This window comes from Pseudomonas sp., assembly GCF_002796985.1.
Classification (GTDB): domain Bacteria; phylum Pseudomonadota; class Gammaproteobacteria; order Pseudomonadales; family Pseudomonadaceae; genus Pseudomonas.
Genome location: NZ_PEKX01000020.1, coordinates 599,798 through 616,866 on the forward strand (window position 1 = coordinate 599,798; position 17,069 = coordinate 616,866).

Sequence of the window (17,069 nt, forward strand, 5' to 3'; positions counted from 1 at the left end):
ACCCGTACCAGGCATCACCCGCGCAAATCACTCTTTCGGTCAGTTGCAGCGGCAGCGTTCGCGGCTAGCCTAGGGTAGCTGCGTTTCTGGCGCCAGAAAGTCACACACCCGGCGATTCGCGCGGCTCACAATAACAAGAAGGACGCCTCCGCCATGTTCCGAAAGCTCGATGTCTATCGCGGTTTCCTGCTGTGCTGTTTCGGACTCCTCTCCCTCGCCGCCCAAGCCAACCTGCCCAGTGAAGAGCTGCAGTTGCAGACCCTGCAGGTCTATACCTGCCGCTCGATCAACAGCCTCTTGCTGCTACGCGGCGAAGGCTTCCAGGAAACCCACGCCGCCCAGCTCGAGAAGGACCTGGCCACGCTGGACAACGCCATCAAGGGCTACCCCAAGGCGGACGACGCGCTGCGCAAGGCCCACACGGAATTCGTTACCCAGATTCGCAATGGCGTTTCCTACGGCCCCAAGGAAGATGATCTGCCCTGGCGCTACAACCAGGACCTCAGTCGCGCCCTGCGCGACCTGCTCAACCAGGTCGAACGCTTCGTTCCCGCCACTGCCGACGCCAGCCAGATCCCACTGTGGGAGCTGCCGGTGCGCGTCGAATTCCTCGCCACCCAGTACCTGGGCCGCGCCTACATCAGCGGCCTGGAACTGGCCCGCGAGCAGCCCCAGGAATACCTCGGCCAGGACGAAAGCGCGCTGGTGCCGCTGCTGTCCCAGCGCATCGATCAGCTCCCCGACAGCGACGCAACCAGGAAACTGCACACCCGCTGGGAATACCTGAGCAAGGCACTGCTGGACATGAACAGCAAGAGTAATTCCGGGGTCAGTGCCTCCGGCCGACCCTGGGCGCCGATCATCGTCGATCGCAACGCCCGGGCCGTCTCCGGCCAGCTCATGCTGATCAGCCAGCAGTAACGCGTCAGGCGGGGAGCGGCTGCGGCTCGTTCGCCGGCGGCGGCACCGCCACCACGGCCTGCGCCGGACGCTCCAGTTCGTCGCGATCCATCAGCGCGGCGCGGCCCACCAGCAGGCCGTCCGGAGCGCGGGCGATCTTCGGGTTCTTGTCCGGATAATCCAGGCTGTGCAGGAAGTGGCGCAGGCAGTTGAGCCGCGCACGCTTCTTGTCGTCGGACTTGATCACCACCCAGGGCGCATCGGCGGTGTCGGTATGGAAGAACATCGCTTCCTTGGCCTGGGTGTAATCATCCCAGCGATCCAGCGACTGGATGTCGATGGGCGAGAGTTTCCAGTGCTTGAGCGGGTCGTCGCGACGCGAAACGAAGCGGCGCAACTGTTCCTCGCGGCTCACCGAGAACCAGAACTTGAACAGGTGGATGCCGTTGCGCACCAGCATGCGTTCCAGCTCCGGCGTCTGCTGCATGAACTCCAGGTACTGGCGCGGCGAGCAGAAGCCCATCACCCGCTCGACCCCGGCGCGGTTGTACCAGGAGCGGTCGAAGAAGACGATTTCACCGGCTGTGGGCAGGTGCTGGACGTAGCGCTGGAAGTACCACTGGCCGCGCTCGGCGTCGCTGGGTTTCTCCAGCGCCACCACGCGGGCGCCGCGCGGGTTGAGGTGCTCGGTGAAACGTTTGATCGTGCCACCTTTGCCGGCGGCATCGCGCCCCTCGAACAGGAGCACGATGCGCTGGCCGGTCTCCTTCACCCAGCTCTGCACCTTCAGCAGCTCGATCTGCAGTTCGGCCTTGGTCGCCTCGTATTCCCTGCGCTGCAGGCGCTTGCGGTAGGGATAGCTGGCGGGCAGGCCGGCGGAAGTGGAGTCCTCATTGCTGCCGCGCGGTGCCAGGGCGACAGTCAGCGCGACCGGCCCCTGGCTCTGCGCCTGGATCTGCGCGCCGCCCTCGGTGGTCGCTTCGGGCAGCGTGGCAATGGCGGGCTTGTTGGCTTCGGGTTGCGGCATGGTCTCCTCCTGTGAGACGTGGGGGCGGCCTTCCACTGTGCAACCCGTGCCGCCGGCCCTTCTTGACCCGCATCAATCCCCTCTAGAGCCAGCCTTTGTACTTGAACCAGTAGTAGGGAATGATCGCCGAGACCACCATCGCCACCAGCGCCATCGGGTAGCCGGCCAGCCACTGCAGCTCGGGCATGTGCGCGAAGTTCATGCCGTATACCGTGCCCACCAGGGTCGGCGGCAGGAACAGCACGGCGGCGATGGAAAACACCTTGATGATGCTGTTCTGCTCGATGTTGATCAGGCCGAGGGTGGCGTCGAGCAGGAAGGTGATCTCCCCGGCCATCTTCGTCTGGTACTCGCTGAGCGAGCGCACGTCGCGCTCCACCGACTTCATGCCCAGCTTCACCTCGTCGCTGATCCAGCCGTTGTTGCCCTGGCGGAAGTAGGCCAGCGGCCGGCTGATGCTCAGGAGGCTCTCGTTGAGTTTGGACAGCAGCGAGTTCTTGCGCCCCAGTTGCTTGACCACTTCCTGCAGGTCGGCCTTCTCGGTGGCCGGGCCCTCGCGAAAGATATCGTTGCCCAGGCTGTCAAGTTGCTTCTGCACGTTCTCCAGCACGTCGGCGATGCGGTCCACCACGCTGTCCATCAGCGTCACGAACAGCTGGTCGCTACGGCCTTCGCAGCCGCCACGCTGGGAGCGCGTCTCGAAAGTGCGGAAGGCCAGCAGGTCGGTGTAGCGCACCGTCACCAGCCAGTGCGGGGTCAGCACGCAGGTGACTTCCGAGGTGTTCGGCTTGTGCTCGCGGATGCCGCCGACCACGGTGGTGGTCATGTACAGCGCACCCTTGCTTTCGTAGAAGCGCGAGGAGTCCTCGATCTCGGCCATCTCCTCCTGGGTCGGCACATCCACCTCGATGATCGATTCCAGCAGCCGCTCCTCTTCCGCCGTGGGCTGGAACAGGTCGATCCACAGCGTGTCCTTGGGCATGCCATGGCACTCGCTGCCGTTGTGGCGCACCAGGCGGTCGCCGACGAGGGTGTAATAGGTGATCATGTCGCCCGACAATCCTTCTTGAGCCGGAAGTTGCCCCGCAGGTTGGCCAACTTCCCGGCGCTTCACAAGCCCATCGGAGCACACTGTGATGAGCGAGCAAGACGACAGCGAAGAGTCCTTCGCCGAAGACACCCTGATCCAGGCCATCGAGAACCAGATCGAAAGCGAGAGCCCGCCGGCCGCCCGCGCGGTGTTCAACAAGCTGACCCTGGTTGGCTATGAGCGCGAGGACGCCCTGCACCTGATGGCCCTGGTGCTGGCCCATGAGATCGAGGCAATGCTGGCCGAGGATCGCGCCTTCAACGGCGAATGGTACGAACAGGCTCTGCGCGCGCTGCCGACAATGCCCGACGGAACTGAGGCATAACAGCACTTGCCGAACCGGCCGGACTTGAGACTACACTGAGGCCTCATTGACCATCGGGAGTTAGGCGAATGGCTTTCACGAAAGAAATGGTTGAAGAACTGGACCTGCTGGCCCTGTATGACCTGGAGAACAGCCAGGCGGGATTGAAAGTCCACCAGGACGCCTCCTCCGAGGCGGTGGCCGCGGCCGGCCGCCTGCATGCCAAGGGGCTGATCGACCAACGCGACGGCGGCTACCTTACCAACCTTGGCATCGACGCCGCCGAGCACGCTCAGGTCCTGCTCGGCATCCTGCGCAGCTGACCTCAAGTTCCCCCGTGAGCGGGCGATAAACTGGCACCTATTCGAGCGCTGCATCCCCTGATGCGGCGCCGCTGGCCAGGCAGCAGTACGCCATGACGCTCACCCCCGAGATCCGCCCGGACATCGACGACGGCATCGACCGCAAGGTGCTGGCGCAACTGCGCCAGCGCTTTCTGAAGGTCAACCAGGGCCGTCTGCAACGGGCTGCCGAAGCACTGTCCACCCGCCAGCAGTTGGTATTGAAACTGCTGCCCCTGCTGCTGGACGTGAACCACCCGCTGCTGCCCGGCTACGTCTCGGCCAGTACGCCCGCCGGGCTTTCGCATTTCGTCCCTGACGACGACATCCTCGCCGAAGCCCAACGCCTGACCCGCTCCTTCAGCTACAAGATCCGCCGCGGCAATCCGCCCCTGCCGATCCACGGGCTGTTCCTGATGGGCAGCCTGGGCACCGTCGCCCAGGCCGAGCAGAGCGACCTGGACCTGTGGGTCTGCCACGCCTCTGACCTTGCCGAACAGGAGCTGGCCGAACTGCGCCGCAAGTGCGAGCTGCTGGAGCAATGGGCCGCGACCCAGGGCGCTGAAGTGCATTGTTTCCTCGTCGACCCACAGCACTACACCCAGGGCGCCCGCGAGGCGCGGCTGACCTCCGACGACTGCGGCACCAGCCAGCACTACCTGCTGCTGGACGAGTTCTACCGCACCGCCATCTGGCTCGGCGGCCGCACGCCACTGTGGTGGCTGGTGCCGGTGTATGAAGAGAACCGTTACACCGAGTACTGCCAGACCCTGCTGAGCAAGCGCTTCATCCGCGCCGACGACGTCCTCGACCTCGGCCACCTGGCGCGCATCCCGCCCGGGGAGTTCATCGGCGCCGGTATGTGGCAGCTGTTCAAGGGCATCGAGTCGCCCTACAAATCGGTGCTCAAGCTGTTGCTGACCGAGGTTTACGCCAGCGAGCACCCGCAGGTGGCCTGCCTGAGCCTGCGCTACAAGCAGGCGATCTACGCCGGGCGTCTCGACGTGGAAGAGCTCGACCCCTACGTGATGCTCTACCGACGTCTGGAGGAATACCTCAAGGCGCGCGGCGAAACCGAGCGCCTGGAGCTGATCCGCCGCTGCCTCTACCTTAAGGTCGGCAAGAAGCTCAGCCGCCCGCCGCGCCAGGGCCACAAGAGCTGGCAGCGCAAGGTCATGGAACGCGTTTCCGCCGAATGGAAGTGGGACAGCCGCGCCTTCGCCCAACTGGACAGCCGCAGCCAGTGGAAGGTGCGCCAGGTGCTGCTGGAGCGCCGCGCGCTGGTCAATGAGTTAACCCACAGCTACCGCTTCCTCTCCCAGTTCGCCCGTCTGCAGCAGGCCGCCAGCGGCATCAATACGCGGGACATGGGTATTCTCGGCCGACGCCTGTACGCCGCCTTCGAGCGCAAGGCCGGCAAGGTCGAATTCATCAACCCAGGCATCGCCCCGGACATCGCCGAAGACACCCTCACCCTCGCCCAGTTACCCGGCGGCGAGGCCGGCAAGCCGCCGTACTGGGCGCTATTCGGCGGCAACCTGTCGTTGCCGGAGCTGGCCGATTTCGCCCCGCTACGCCGCGCCCGCGACCTCATGGAGCTGCTCGCCTGGAGCCACCGCAACGGGGTGATCGACAGCACCACGCGGCTGTCCCTGCAACCGGGCAGCAGCGACCTCACCGAGTTCGAGCTGCAGAATCTGCTGGGCTGTCTGCAGCAGGCCGTCCCGCTGCCGCTCGACGAGGTGCCGGAAAACGCCCTGCTGCGCAGCGCGGTGCCTTCGCAGGTGTTGCTGCTGGTGAACGTCGGCGTCGACCCACTGCGCCAGCACAGCCAGATGAACGTGCACATGACCACCGAGCGCACCGACTCGCTCGGCTATTCCGGGGTGCGCGACAACCTGGTGCTGACCCTCGACCAGATCACTCTCAACAGCTGGAACGAACTGCTGGTCAGCCGCTACGCAGGCCCCCACGCGCTGCTCGACTGCCTGCGCGAATTCCTCAACACACTGCCCGCCGGTACCCCGCCGCCACGCCTGCTGGTGCGCTGCTTCTGCCGCAACCGCGCCACGGCCATCGCCCAGCGCGTCGAAGACCTGTTCCGCGACGCCCACGCGCAACTCGCCAGCGGCAAGGGTGGGCGCTACCTGCTGCAGCTTCGCCAGCACTTCCACCTACTGCATCTGATTCCAGGCAGCGTCAGCCACCGGGTGATCGACGGGCTGCCGGCGCTGGTCGAGCACCTGGGCGACACCCAGGACGACAGCGGCTTCCTGCAACTGGACCGGCACGCGCTGGAAGGCGACGACCTGGCGATGATCCTGCCGCTGGGGCGGGCCAACACCGTGCAGGTGTTCTACCGCCTGGACGAAGGCAGCGCCGAAGTCAGCATCCTCGACGAACGCAACGCCCTCTGGCGGCGGCGCCAGGAGTACGACAGCGAGGAAGGGTTGCTGCTGCCACTGCAGCGCTTCCTGCAATCGGTGCAGTACCGCCGCAACGCCATGATCCCGCTACTGGAAACCCAAGGTCCGGTGGGTGCCGACATCTTCTTCTACGAAGTGCTGACCAACGGTCATCAGCACGCACAACGCATCGAGCGACGCAGCGCCCCGCAGCCACTGGAATCGGTGCCGTTCTACAACGTGCAGGCCATCGTCGAGCCCGGTGAAAGCCAGCGCGCACGCACCACGCTGTACTGCAACCACCGCGAGTTCTCGGAACTGGAGTTCGGCAGCGGCCTGTTCCAGGCCGTGGCCCGGCACATCCTCGACCGCCGGCGCGGACAGGAGCGCTACCCCTGCTACATCACCGACCTGGACCTGTCGGCCCTGCGTGAGGGTGGCGAGCTGCAGACGGTGCATTTCCTGCGCTACAAGCAGAGCCTGGAGCAGGCTCTGAACCGAGCGCTGGCCGAAGCCTGAACGGCTGGACCGAGCGCCCGGTGGAGGGGTGTTGCGTGTGGATCAGCGATCGAAGTCGCCGGCCGCTTCCGGCTGGTATTCCACTTCCAGCAGGGTCAGCTTCAGCGTCTTGCCGCTGGGCACCGGCCAGTCGATGCTCTGGCCAGTGGTCAGGCCCAACAGGGCGGTGCCCACCGGCGCGAGGACCGAGACCTTGCCTTCACCGCCGACGCCGGCCGGGTAGACCAGCGTCAGGTGGTATTCCTTGCCGCTGCTTTCCTCGCGGCAACGCACCGTGGAATTCATCGTGACCACGCCCGGCGGTATCTCGTCGTGGCCGACCACCGTGGCGCGGGCCAGTTCGGCCTCCAGCGCCTCGGCTGCGGGGCCGTACTCATCCAGGCTGTCGAGCATGCGCTCCAGACGTTGCAGGTCGAGTCGAGTAACGGTGATGGGTGTCGTGGTCATGATGGTTGGCAGTCTCCTTACAGGAGAGCCCCGGACGCTCGCGCGTTCGGGGCCCTGGGTGTTCTGGCAGTAAAGACGTTCGGCGATCGAACGCGTAGTGAAATTCGAAAAATGAAAAACCCCGCCCTAAGGCGGGGTTTTTCTGGACACTAACACAGCACAGAAAATAAGCAACACTGACCAGTCACCACTTCGGCGAGTGGTTGTTTCGGCGCTTGTCGCACTCGCTCAGAATCGCCCGGCGCCGCTCACTGTCGGCCTCGTTCCACTCCAGGATCTCGCCCAGGGTGCGCCCGCAACCCACACAGACGTCAGCATCGTCCAGGCAGCAACGCCGGCAGCAGGGCGAGGCGACGCTCGTCCGCGCGTCAGATGCCGGGGAAGTCGACATCCTCGCCTGCCTGCTCCAGCGTGGCGCGGTTGAGCAGCGCGCCCAGCGGTTCGCGGGTGCTGTCGCTGATCCACAGCGAACCGGACTCGTCGTAGTCGAAGTGGAAGCCGCCGGAGCGCGCCGCCACCCACAGCTGGCGCAGCACTGGCTGGCGGCTGAGGATCAGCTGGGTGCCATTCTCGAAGCGCACGGTCAGCACGCCGCTGGAGTTCTCCAGGTCCACGTCCAGGTCGCTGTCGTCGAAGGCGTCCTCCACCGTTACCTGTACGGCGTCCACCAGGTCATGAAAGCGGGCTTCGCTCAAAGTGCTCATGCATCGTCCTCGGGATCAGTCAAAGGCACCAGTTTACGCCGGTATTCGCCCAGACTCTGCCCCGTCCAGCGCCGGAAGGCGCGGGCGAGCGAACCTGCTTCGCTGAAGCCCAGCAGGTAGGCGATGTCGGCGGTATCCAGCGCCGGGTCGCGCAGGTAGTGCAGGACCAGTTGCTGGCGGGTTTCGTCCACCAGTTGGCTGAACGACAGGCCGGTGTCGCGCAGACGGCGCTGCAGGGTGCGCGGGCTCAGCGCCAGCGTTTGCGACAGACGCTCCAGGTCCGCACCCTGCTCGGGCAACTGGCGCGCCAGTTCCAGGCGTGCGCGGTCGAGCACGCTGTCGCCCTTGTTGATTTCCACCAACAGGCGCTCGGCATAGGCATCCAGGGTGCGCTGCACCTGGGCATCGGCCTGGCCCAGCGGCAGCGCCAGCAGGCGCCTGGGGAAAGCCAGGGCATTGTCCGGCTGATCGAACAGCACCGGGCAGCGGAAGATGCGTTCGTGCTCGCTGACATCCGCCGGGGCGCTGTGGCTGAAGCGCACCTCGAACGGAGCCTCGTCCACCCCGCTGACCCAGTGGCCGAAGCTGACCCAGCCGGCCAGCGTCTCCTCACTCATCTGCCGCTGCTGCTGCGGCAGCAGCGGCTCCCAGCTGTGCTTCACCAGAGCCTCGCAGCCCTCGCGCGGAGGCTCGTCGGCCAGTTCGACGCGGCCGAGGTTGCCCACCAGCGAGGCATAGCGCGCCTGGCGATGCAGCGCGTCGGAAAGGGTCGCGCAGCTCATGATCAGATAACCGAGCACGCCGTAGTAGCCGGGCCGCACCGCCTCGCCCAGGTGCAGGCCGAGATTGTCGTCGCCGCTCAGGCGCACGCCGGCGCCGACCAGCTCCAGGTAGGCACTGGCGGCGATACGCTGGTCGCGTTGGGCGAGGATCGAGGGCTCCAGGTGCACCGTTGCCAGCAGCTGCGCCGGCTCCACACCCTGGCGCTGCAGATGCTCGACGAGGCCCTGCAGGTAGGCCACCGACACCGAACTGGGCAGGGGATCGCGATAGTCCATGGGGCTTCCCGTTTTTTGCCCGCAATCATAGGGCCAGTTGCCTGCCCGGCGCGAGCCGCAAGGCCCGCCGGGCGGGAGCCCGCTCGCATAGGCAAGCCGGCGGGGGGTCGGTATACTCCGGGGCAATTGACGCTTTATTACAAGGATTCCGCCATGAAGCGACTGCTGCTTCCCTTCGTCGCGCTCGCCGTCTTCACCGCCGCGCTGGCCGGCTGTGGCCAGAAAGGCCCGCTGTACCTGCCGGACGACCAGAAGGCCAAGAGCGAACACAGCAAGGACCGCTACGGTCTCTGAGGGCGTTTCCCATGGACGCCTTCAACGTCCGCGACGGGCAACTCTTCGCGGCAGACGTGCCGTCGCCGGCGATCGCCGGGCGCTTCAGCACGCCGCCCCGCGCAGCCAGCGGCTTCTTTGCCCGGCTGCGCAACCCCGTCCCGGAAGAAGGTGACCTGCTGGCCGTCCGCACGGCCGGCGCCTATGGTTTCGTCATGAATTCCAACTACAACACCCGGGGCCGCGCCGCCGAGGTGCTGGTGGATAGCTCGGCCGCGCACCCGGTGCGTCGCCGCGAGACACGACAAGAGCTGTTCGCTGGCGAAAGCCTGCTGCCGGACTGAGGCCGAGACGACGATGCTTCTGCGCTTTACCAAGATGCATGGGCTGGGCAATGACTTCATGGTCCTGGACCTGGTCAGCCAGCACGCCCATGTGCAACCACGCCACGTCAAACAGTGGGGCGACCGCAATTTCGGGGTCGGTTTCGATCAACTGCTGATCGTCGAGCCGCCGGGCACGCCGGACGCCGACTTCCGCTACCGCATCTTCAACTGCGATGGCACCGAGGTCGAACAGTGCGGTAACGGCGCGCGCTGCTTTGCCCGCTTCGTGGTCGACAAGCGCCTGACCGCGAAGAAGACCATCCGCGTGGAAACCAAGGGCGGCATGATCGAGCTGACCATTGCCAACGATGGCCAGGTCACCGTGGACATGGGCGCGCCGCGCCTGGCGCCCGATCAGGTGCCATTCCAGGCCAACGCCGAAGCCCTGAGCTACACCCTCGAAGTGGAAGGCCAGGCCGTCGAGCTGGCGGCAATCTCCATGGGCAACCCGCACGGCGTGCTGCGCGTGGATGACGTGGACAGTGCCCCGGTGCGCACCCTGGGGCCGAAACTCGAAGTCCACGAACGCTTCCCGCAGAAGGCCAACATCGGCTTCCTGCAGGTGGTGAACCCGAACCAGGCACGCCTGCGCGTGTGGGAGCGCGGCGTCGGCGAGACGCTGGCCTGCGGCACCGGCGCCTGCGCCGCCGCGGTCGCCGGCATCCGCCAGGGCTGGCTGCATTCCCCCGTGCAGATCGACCTTCCCGGCGGACGGTTGTCCATCGAGTGGGCAGGACCGGGGCAGCCCGTTATGATGACCGGGCCCGCCGTGCGGGTGTTCGAAGGCCAGGTACGTCTATAACCGGGACGCTTATGACCGATACTCCGCAGGACCCCACCGTTACGCTCGAAGCCGAACAGGTCGCCGACTACCTCCGTCGACACCCTGAATTCTTCGTCGATCATGACGAGCTGATCCCGGAGATGCGCATTCCGCACCAGCCGGGCGATGCCGTATCGCTGGTGGAGCGCCAGGTGCGTCTGCTGCGCGAGCGCAACATCGAGATGCGCCATCGACTGTCGCAGCTGATGGACGTAGCCCGCGACAACGACCGCCTGTTCGACAAGACTCGCCGCCTGGTGCTCGACCTGCTCGATGCCACCAGCCTGGAGGAGATTGTCAGCACGGTGGAAGACAGTCTGCGCCACGAGTTCCTCGTGCCCTATGTCAGCCTGATCCTGTTCAGCGACAACAATCTGCCGGTGGGCCGCTCGGTGAGCAGCGCCGAGGCGCACCAGGCCATCGGCGGCCTGCTTTCGGGTGGCAAGACCGTGAGCGGCGTGCTGCGCCCCCACGAGCTGGCCTTCCTGTTCTGCGAAAGCGAACGCGAGCAGGTCGGCTCCGCCGCCGTGGTGCCGCTGACCTTCCAGGGCCTGCACGGCGTGCTGGCGATCGGCAGCCCCGATCCGCAGCACTACAAGAGCTCGCTGGGCACGCTGTTCCTCGGTTACGTCTCCGAAGTCCTAGCGCGGACCCTGCCGCGCTTCTCCACGCCACTGCGCTCGGTACGCTGACCCCGGGCCGTCACCGCTGGGAGTTCATCGCTTGTCGCTCGAAGCTGATCTGGACGCCTATATGGAACACCTGCGCAGCGAGCGTCAGGTGTCCGTCCATACCCTCGACGGCTACCGCCGCGACCTGCTGCGCCTCGCCGCGCTCTGCGAAAAGGCCGCGCTGACCGAGTGGTCCGCGCTGCAGGTGCGCGACCTGCGCCTGTTCGTCGCCCGCCTGCACCAGCAAGGCCTCGCCAGCCGCAGCCTGGCGCGCCTGCTGTCGGCCACCCGCGGGCTGTTCCAGTACCTGATCCGCGAAGGCCGCTGCCGGCACAACCCCGCCGACGGCCTGGCCGCGCCCAAGGGCGCTCGCAAGCTGCCACGCACGCTGGATACCGATCGCGCCGCGCAACTGCTCGATGGCGGCGTCGAGGACGACTTCATCGCCCGCCGTGACCAGGCGGTGCTGGAGCTGTTCTATTCCTCCGGCCTGCGCCTGTCCGAACTGGTCGGCCTCGATCTGGAATGGCTGGACCTAAAGGACGGCCTGGTGCGCGTGCATGGCAAGGGCAACAAGGTGCGCGAACTGCCGGTCGGGCGCGCCGCGCGGCAGGCTATCGAAGCCTGGCTGCCGCTGCGCGCCCTGGCCTCGCCGCAGGACAACGCCGTGTTCATCGGTCGCAGCGGCAAACGCCTCACCCCGCGCGCCATTCAGCTGCGGGTGCGCGAAGCCGGTGTGCGCGAACTGGGCCAACACCTGCATCCGCACATGCTGCGGCACTCCTTCGCCAGCCACATGCTGGAGTCTTCCCAGGACCTGCGCGCGGTGCAGGAGCTGCTCGGCCATGCCGACATTGCCACCACGCAGATCTACACCCACCTGGACTTCCAACACCTCGCCTCGGTCTATGACCAGGCACACCCTCGGGCACGCCGTAAACCCGGAGCAGAAGAATGAGTATCCGTCTGGTCACCTTCGACCTCGATGACACGCTGTGGGACGTTGCCCCGGTGATGAACAGCGCCGAAGCCACCCTGCGCGACTGGCTGGCGGTGAACGCTGCGCAGTTGGGCGCGGTGCCCATCGAACACCTATGGGCGATCCGTTCGCGGCTGATGCAGCAGGAGCCGATGCTCAAGCACCGCCTGAGCGAGCTGCGCCGACGCATCCTGTTCCACGCGCTGCTCGACGCAGGCTATCCACAGGCTGAAGCCAGCGACCTGGCCGAAGCGGGGTTCCAGACCTTCCTCCACGCGCGACACCAGGTGGCGCTGTTCCCCGAAGTGCACCCGACCCTGGAGCAACTGGCCAACCGCTTCATCCTCGGCGTCCTCACCAACGGCAATGCCGACGTACGACGCCTGGGCCTGGCCGATTACTTCCAGTTCGCCTTGTGCGCGGAAGAACTCGGCGTCGGCAAACCCGACCCGCATCCCTTCCAGGAGGCGCTCAAGCGCGGCGGCGTGCGCGCCGATGAGGGCGTGCACATCGGCGATCACCCCAGCGATGACATCGCAGGCGCGCGCCGCGCCGGCATGAAGGCCATCTGGTTCAATCCCGCACGCAAGGAATGGGACGGCGAGGAAGCGCCCAGCGCGATCATTCACAACCTTGCCGAGCTGCCGGGCGTTCTGGCGAAGCTGTAACCGCGCTGCTCTTCGTAGGAGCGAGCTTGCTCGCGAACCAGAGCTCCCGGCAACCGCAGGATTCAAGCGGTTCGCGAGCAAGCTCGCTCCTACAACGCAGTTACAAACGGACATGAAAAAGCCCCGCCGCTCCCAACGGAGCGGCGGGGCTTTTCATGTCGCGTCGGATATCAGATAGGGCGGCTGCCGTACTTGCTATCCGGCTTCTTGGGCGGATCGGCGACCACATTGGGTTCGATCTCCTGCACCTGACCACCGCGAGTGAGGAACTCCTCCATCGCGCGAGCCAACGCATCACGATCCTTCTGCTTGGCCTCGACCGAGGGCAGTTCCTCTTCTTCCGCTGCAGCTTTGGCTTTCTTGCCACCGCCCTTGGAAGAAGGGGCTTCATCCCCATCGCCGCTGTCTGCTTCGCTATCGCCTTCTTCGGCCGCGGCGAGCTCCTCGCCATCGTCCTCGTCAGCGCCGTCCAGCTCGTCCTGTTCCAGTTCTTCGTCGCTCATTATTCAACCTCTGTGGTGCTGCAAAGCACGTTAGTTATAGCCCAGCTGCGCGCTTTGACGAACGCCGCCGGAAAAAATTCATGCAAGCTCGCCCTGCCAGGTCGCCACCACCCTGCGCGGGCCGCCGTGGTCACGGTGCTCGCCCAGATAGATACCCTGCCAGGTGCCCATTGCCAAGCCTCCACCCTGTATCGGCAGCGTCAGCTGACAGCCGAGCAGGCTGGCCTTGAAATGCGCCGGAAGGTCGTCCGGACCTTCGTAGTCATGTTCGTAGCCAGCCTCGCCCTGGGGCACCAGGCGATTGAAGAATCGCTCGAAGTCGCGGCGCACCGAGGGGTCGGCGTTTTCATTCACCGTCAACGAGGCGGAGGTGTGCTGCAACAGCAGGTGCAGCAGGCCAACCCGGCACTTCGAGAGCTCCGGCAGCGCGGCCAGTATCTCGTCGGTGACCAGGTGGAAACCTCGCGGGCGAGGGCGCAGGGTGATGGTCTTCTGCTGCCACATGGCGGGCAATCCTTCCGTCGCTAACGGTGATGCGCGCGCATTCTAGCGTGCTGATAAAAAAAACAAAGGGCGCCCGAGGGCGCCCTTGGTCGAACTTGCGCGAACCCTTACAGGTTGTAGCCGCGTTCGTTGTGCAGGGAGAGGTCCAGACCCACGGTTTCCTCTTCCTCGGTGACGCGCAGGCCCATGACCAGGTCCAGGACCTTGAGGATCACGAAGCTGACGATACCGGTGTAGACGATGGTGAAGGCCACGCCCTTGAACTGGGTGAACAGCTGCGCGCCAATGTCGGTCACGGTACCGAAACCGCCCAGTGCCGGGGCTGCAAATACACCCGTGAGCAGGGCGCCGACGATACCGCCGACGGCATGCACGCCGAAGGCGTCCAGGGAGTCGTCGTAGCCAACGGCACGCTTGAGGGTGGTGGCGGCGAAGAAGCAGATCACGCCGGCAGAGAGGCCGATGACGATGGCGCCCATCGGGCCGCAGGTACCGGCTGCCGGGGTGATGGCGACCAGGCCGGCAACCACGCCCGAAGCGATGCCCAGGGCGCTCGGCTTACCGTGGGTGATCCACTCGGCGAACATCCAGCCCAGCGCAGCAGCGGCGGTGGCGATCTGGGTGACCAGCATGGCCATGCCCGCGGTGCCGTTGGCGGCAGCAGCGGAACCGGCGTTGAAGCCGAACCAGCCGATCCACAGCAGGGCGGCGCCGATCAGGGTGTAGCCCAGGTTGTGCGGCGCCATGGCAGCGGTCGGGTAGCCTTTGCGCTTGCCCAGTACGATGCATGCCACCAGGCCAGCGATACCGGCGTTGATGTGCACCACGGTGCCGCCAGCGAAGTCCAGCACGCCCCAGTCCCACAGCAGGCCGCCGTCACCGCTCCAGACCATGTGGGCAATCGGTGCGTAGACCAGGGTGAACCACAGCGCGGTGAAGATCAGCATCGCGGAGAACTTCATGCGCTCGGCGAAGGCGCCGACGATCAGTGCCGGGGTGATGATCGCGAAGGTCATCTGGAACATCACGAAGACGCTCTCAGGGAACAGCGCGGCGGCGGAAGTCAGGCCGCTGGTGGTCAGGCCGCTGAGGAACGCCTTGTCCAGCCCGCCGACGAAGGAAGCGAAGTTGACCACGCCCTTTTCCATACCCACGGTATCGAAGGCCAGGCTGTAGCCGTACACGACCCAGAGGATGCTGATCAGCGCGGTGATCGCGAAGCACTGCATCATGATCGACAGGACGTTCTTGGCGCGCACCATGCCGCCGTAGAACAGCGCCAGGCCAGGGATGGTCATCAGCAGCACCAGGGCGCTGGAAATCAGCATCCAGGCGGTGTCGCCGCTGTTCAGGACGGGGGCCGCGGCCTCGTCGGCCAAGGCCAGACCGGGCATTGCGAGGGGCAATAGGGCGCCTAGCCCTGCGTATTTGCGCAGAGTCATTGTTGTTTCTCCTGGGGCGTGGGGGTTCGGTGTGGGCTTGGCTTAGATCGCGTCGGTGCCGGTTTCGCCGGTACGGATACGAATGGCCTGTTCCAGATTTACGACAAAGATCTTGCCGTCACCGATCTTCCCGGTGTTGGCAGCCTTGGTGATGGCCTCGATAACACGATCCAGTTGGTCATCGGCAATGGCGACGTCGATCTTCACCTTCGGCAGGAAATCGACAACGTATTCCGCGCCACGGTACAGCTCGGTGTGACCCTTCTGCCGACCGAAGCCTTTGACTTCGGTCACAGTGATGCCCTGCACGCCGATCTCGGACAGCGACTCACGAACGTCGTCCAGCTTGAACGGCTTGATGATGGCTGTGACTAGCTTCATGTAACTCTCTCCCGTGTTTTGGTGGACCCGCCCCAGGAAGAACGAACCCGGAGACAAGTCTAAGCGCAGTGTCTGGCTTTTGTAATGCGCCGGCCGCCCTACCTCAGCACTCCGACTGCCTTGATCGAAGCGATCCACCGCCTCGCCTGCCGCACCGGAACTGCATCGGTGCGCGCCATATCTGCCCCAAAGCATGAAGCTTGCCAGTTCGTAAAAATGCCCGTGGCATCAGGCACTTGACCTGAAACCGGGGCTTCTGGCGAAACGCCAGCGCGCTTCTGGCGCACCGAAAGCGCGCACGACGAGCGGGCACACTGCTCAAAAAGCGTGCAACCCCGCACGCCGCAGCCGCCGCCGGCTGCGTGATAGACTGCGCTCTGATTCAATCCGGAACCCATGAACCATGCTGCCGCCCAAAGCCTTCCTCGATGCCATCAGCCAACAAGCCGGACGCCTGTTCGGTGGCGAATCGCCCCTGCCGAAGGCCGAGCTGGAAGCTCAGTTCAAGGTGCTGATGCAAAGCGCCTTCAGCAAGCTCGACCTGGTCAGCCGCGACGAATTCGACAGCCAGATGGTCGTGCTCGCCCGCACCCGTGCCCGTCTCGAAGCACTGGAAGCCAAGGTCGCCGAGATGGAAGCGAAGCTCTCACCTTCCACCGACAACGCCACACCCGCCCCCGCCGCCGAAAAATAGGCCCCGCCAGGCGGGCGGCATGCGATCAGGAGTGATCCATGTCCCTCGCCATCGTCCATAGCCGCGCCCAGGTCGGCGTGGAAGCGCCCGGTGTCATCGTCGAAGCGCACCTCGCCAATGGCCTGCCGTCCCTGACCCTGGTCGGCCTCCCCGAAGGCGCCGTGAAGGAGAGCAAGGACCGCGTCCGCAGTGCCCTGCTCAATGCCGGCTTTGACTTCCCCAACCGCCGTATCACCCTGAACCTCGCCCCGGCTGATTTGCCCAAGGACGGCGGGCGCTTCGACCTGGCCATCGCCCTGGGCATCCTCGCCGCCAGCGGCCAGCTGGCCGACGCCGCCGGGCTGGACGAGCTGGAATGCCTGGGCGAGCTGGCGCTCTCCGGCACCCTTCGCCCAGTCCCCGGCGTATTGCCGGCCGCCCTGGCTGCCCGCGCCGCCGGCCGCGCCCTGGTGGTGCCGAAGGAAAACGCCGAGGAAGCCAGCCTCGCCAGTGGCCTGACCGTCTACGCCGTCGGCCACCTGCTGGAGCTGGCAGCGCACTTCAGCGGCCAGGAACGCCTGCGCCCTTATGAGGCGAATGGCTTGATGCGGGTGACGCCGCCCTACCCCGACCTGTCGGAAGTCCAGGGCCAGGCTGCCGCCAAGCGCGCCTTGCTGGTGGCCGCCGCTGGCGCGCACAACCTGCTGTTCAGCGGGCCGCCCGGCACCGGCAAGACCCTGCTCGCCAGCCGCCTGCCCGGCCTGATGCCGCCGCTGGATGAAGACGAGGCGCTGCAGGTGGCGGCTATCCACTCCGTCGCCGGGCGCGGGCCGCTGATCCACTGGCCGCAGCGGCCGTTCAGGCAACCGCACCACACCGCCTCCGCGCCAGCACTGGTCGGTGGCGGCTGTGACTTACGGGAATTAATGCGACACAGCGAAATAATCTGCGACAAGCAAGAAAAAGACTCA

At 65.7% G+C, this 17,069-nt stretch carries 21 protein-coding genes and 1 pseudogene; 12 read left to right on the forward strand and 10 right to left on the reverse strand.

The genetic code is table 11. The features are described from left to right. Positions 1-153 precede the first annotated feature (153 nt). A complete protein-coding gene (locus tag CTR55_RS25000; protein ID WP_296290322.1) occupies positions 154-921 on the forward strand; it encodes a hypothetical protein in 768 nt (255 codons plus the stop codon). Between the two features lie 4 nt (positions 922-925). Here CTR55_RS25000 and ppk2 read toward each other — a convergent pair whose 3' ends face one another. Both ppk2 and CTR55_RS25010 read right to left on the reverse strand, forming a co-directional pair. Beyond that, the gene (ppk2, locus tag CTR55_RS25005) at positions 926-1,927 is read right to left on the reverse strand and encodes a polyphosphate kinase 2 (RefSeq protein ID WP_296290324.1); all 1,002 of its coding nucleotides are present in this window, start codon (positions 1,925-1,927) and stop codon (positions 926-928) included. An 82-nt stretch (positions 1,928-2,009) separates the two neighbouring features. Further along, positions 2,010-2,975, reverse strand: a complete 966-nt coding sequence (locus tag CTR55_RS25010) for a magnesium transporter CorA family protein (protein WP_296290326.1) — start codon at positions 2,973-2,975, stop codon at positions 2,010-2,012. Between the two features lie 88 nt (positions 2,976-3,063). Between CTR55_RS25010 and CTR55_RS25015 the strand changes: the two genes are divergently transcribed. From CTR55_RS25015 to CTR55_RS25025, 3 genes are all read left to right on the forward strand, one after another. Next, positions 3,064-3,342: a hypothetical protein gene (locus CTR55_RS25015; protein WP_296290327.1), complete on the forward strand. Its 279-nt coding sequence runs from the start codon at positions 3,064-3,066 to the stop codon at positions 3,340-3,342. Positions 3,343-3,410: 68 nt separating this feature from the next. After that, complete coding sequence (locus CTR55_RS25020; protein ID WP_296290328.1) at positions 3,411-3,644, forward strand: TIGR02647 family protein; 234 nt, start codon at positions 3,411-3,413, stop codon at positions 3,642-3,644. A 92-nt stretch (positions 3,645-3,736) separates the two neighbouring features. Continuing rightward, the gene (locus CTR55_RS25025; protein WP_296290330.1) at positions 3,737-6,586 is read left to right on the forward strand and encodes a class I adenylate cyclase; all 2,850 of its coding nucleotides are present in this window, start codon (positions 3,737-3,739) and stop codon (positions 6,584-6,586) included. A 42-nt stretch (positions 6,587-6,628) separates the two neighbouring features. Here CTR55_RS25025 and rnk read toward each other — a convergent pair whose 3' ends face one another. The 4 genes from rnk to CTR55_RS25045 form a co-directional block, all read right to left on the reverse strand. Next, the gene (gene rnk, locus CTR55_RS25030) at positions 6,629-7,033 is read right to left on the reverse strand and encodes a nucleoside diphosphate kinase regulator (RefSeq protein WP_296290332.1); all 405 of its coding nucleotides are present in this window, start codon (positions 7,031-7,033) and stop codon (positions 6,629-6,631) included. Positions 7,034-7,217: 184 nt separating this feature from the next. Then, on the reverse strand, positions 7,218-7,424 hold the full coding sequence (locus tag CTR55_RS25035; RefSeq protein WP_296290333.1) for a DUF1289 domain-containing protein: 207 nt from the start codon (positions 7,422-7,424) through the stop codon (positions 7,218-7,220). Continuing rightward, complete coding sequence (cyaY, locus tag CTR55_RS25040) at positions 7,402-7,737, reverse strand: iron donor protein CyaY (RefSeq protein WP_296290335.1); 336 nt, start codon at positions 7,735-7,737, stop codon at positions 7,402-7,404. Before cyaY ends, CTR55_RS25035 begins: the two co-directional genes overlap by 23 nt. Beyond that, the gene (locus CTR55_RS25045) at positions 7,734-8,795 is read right to left on the reverse strand and encodes an AraC family transcriptional regulator (RefSeq protein ID WP_296290337.1); all 1,062 of its coding nucleotides are present in this window, start codon (positions 8,793-8,795) and stop codon (positions 7,734-7,736) included. Before CTR55_RS25045 ends, cyaY begins: the two co-directional genes overlap by 4 nt. Before the next feature lie 153 nt (positions 8,796-8,948). Between CTR55_RS25045 and CTR55_RS25050 the strand changes: the two genes are divergently transcribed. The 6 genes and pseudogenes from CTR55_RS25050 to CTR55_RS25075 all read left to right on the forward strand — a co-directional run bounded on the left by CTR55_RS25050 (position 8,949) and on the right by CTR55_RS25075 (position 12,595). Beyond that, positions 8,949-9,089 carry a lipoprotein gene (locus tag CTR55_RS25050; RefSeq protein ID WP_081515193.1) on the forward strand — a complete coding sequence of 47 codons (141 nt, stop codon included), beginning with the start codon at positions 8,949-8,951 and terminating at the stop codon, positions 9,087-9,089. 146 nt (positions 9,090-9,235) lie between these two features. Further along, positions 9,236-9,412 (forward strand): annotated as a pseudogene (locus CTR55_RS25055) (diaminopimelate decarboxylase); the annotation flags it as partial. A gap of 13 nt (positions 9,413-9,425) precedes the next feature. After that, positions 9,426-10,256 carry a diaminopimelate epimerase gene (dapF, locus tag CTR55_RS25060; protein ID WP_296290340.1) on the forward strand — a complete coding sequence of 277 codons (831 nt, stop codon included), beginning with the start codon at positions 9,426-9,428 and terminating at the stop codon, positions 10,254-10,256. A gap of 11 nt (positions 10,257-10,267) precedes the next feature. Then, the gene (locus CTR55_RS25065) at positions 10,268-10,969 is read left to right on the forward strand and encodes a DUF484 family protein (protein ID WP_296290342.1); all 702 of its coding nucleotides are present in this window, start codon (positions 10,268-10,270) and stop codon (positions 10,967-10,969) included. A 61-nt stretch (positions 10,970-11,030) separates the two neighbouring features. After that, entirely contained in the window at positions 11,031-11,906 is an 876-nt protein-coding gene (gene xerC, locus CTR55_RS25070; protein ID WP_296290372.1) for a tyrosine recombinase XerC, read from the forward strand. Continuing rightward, entirely contained in the window at positions 11,903-12,595 is a 693-nt protein-coding gene (locus CTR55_RS25075) for an HAD family hydrolase (RefSeq protein ID WP_296290344.1), read from the forward strand. The genes xerC and CTR55_RS25075 overlap by 4 nt, the downstream gene beginning before the upstream one ends. A 170-nt stretch (positions 12,596-12,765) precedes the next feature. Here the strand turns inward: CTR55_RS25075 and sutA are convergent, their stop codons facing one another. From sutA to glnK, 4 genes are all read right to left on the reverse strand, one after another. Next, on the reverse strand, positions 12,766-13,098 hold the full coding sequence (sutA, locus tag CTR55_RS25080; protein ID WP_296290346.1) for a transcriptional regulator SutA: 333 nt from the start codon (positions 13,096-13,098) through the stop codon (positions 12,766-12,768). A 78-nt stretch (positions 13,099-13,176) separates the two neighbouring features. Beyond that, positions 13,177-13,602: a secondary thiamine-phosphate synthase enzyme YjbQ gene (locus CTR55_RS25085; protein WP_296290347.1), complete on the reverse strand. Its 426-nt coding sequence runs from the start codon at positions 13,600-13,602 to the stop codon at positions 13,177-13,179. Positions 13,603-13,709: 107 nt separating this feature from the next. Further along, positions 13,710-15,044 (reverse strand): ammonium transporter, encoded by a 1,335-nt coding sequence (locus tag CTR55_RS25090; protein ID WP_296290348.1) that lies wholly within the window; start codon positions 15,042-15,044, stop codon positions 13,710-13,712. A gap of 42 nt (positions 15,045-15,086) precedes the next feature. After that, a complete protein-coding gene (gene glnK, locus CTR55_RS25095) occupies positions 15,087-15,425 on the reverse strand; it encodes a P-II family nitrogen regulator (RefSeq protein ID WP_003457590.1) in 339 nt (112 codons plus the stop codon). Positions 15,426-15,828: 403 nt separating this feature from the next. Between glnK and CTR55_RS25100 the strand changes: the two genes are divergently transcribed. Together CTR55_RS25100 and CTR55_RS25105 are read left to right on the forward strand one after the other, a co-directional pair. Next, positions 15,829-16,119 carry an accessory factor UbiK family protein gene (locus tag CTR55_RS25100; protein WP_296290349.1) on the forward strand — a complete coding sequence of 97 codons (291 nt, stop codon included), beginning with the start codon at positions 15,829-15,831 and terminating at the stop codon, positions 16,117-16,119. A gap of 38 nt (positions 16,120-16,157) precedes the next feature. Further along, the coding region (locus CTR55_RS25105; protein ID WP_296290350.1) for a magnesium chelatase domain-containing protein at positions 16,158-17,069 on the forward strand (912 nt) is incomplete at its 3' end.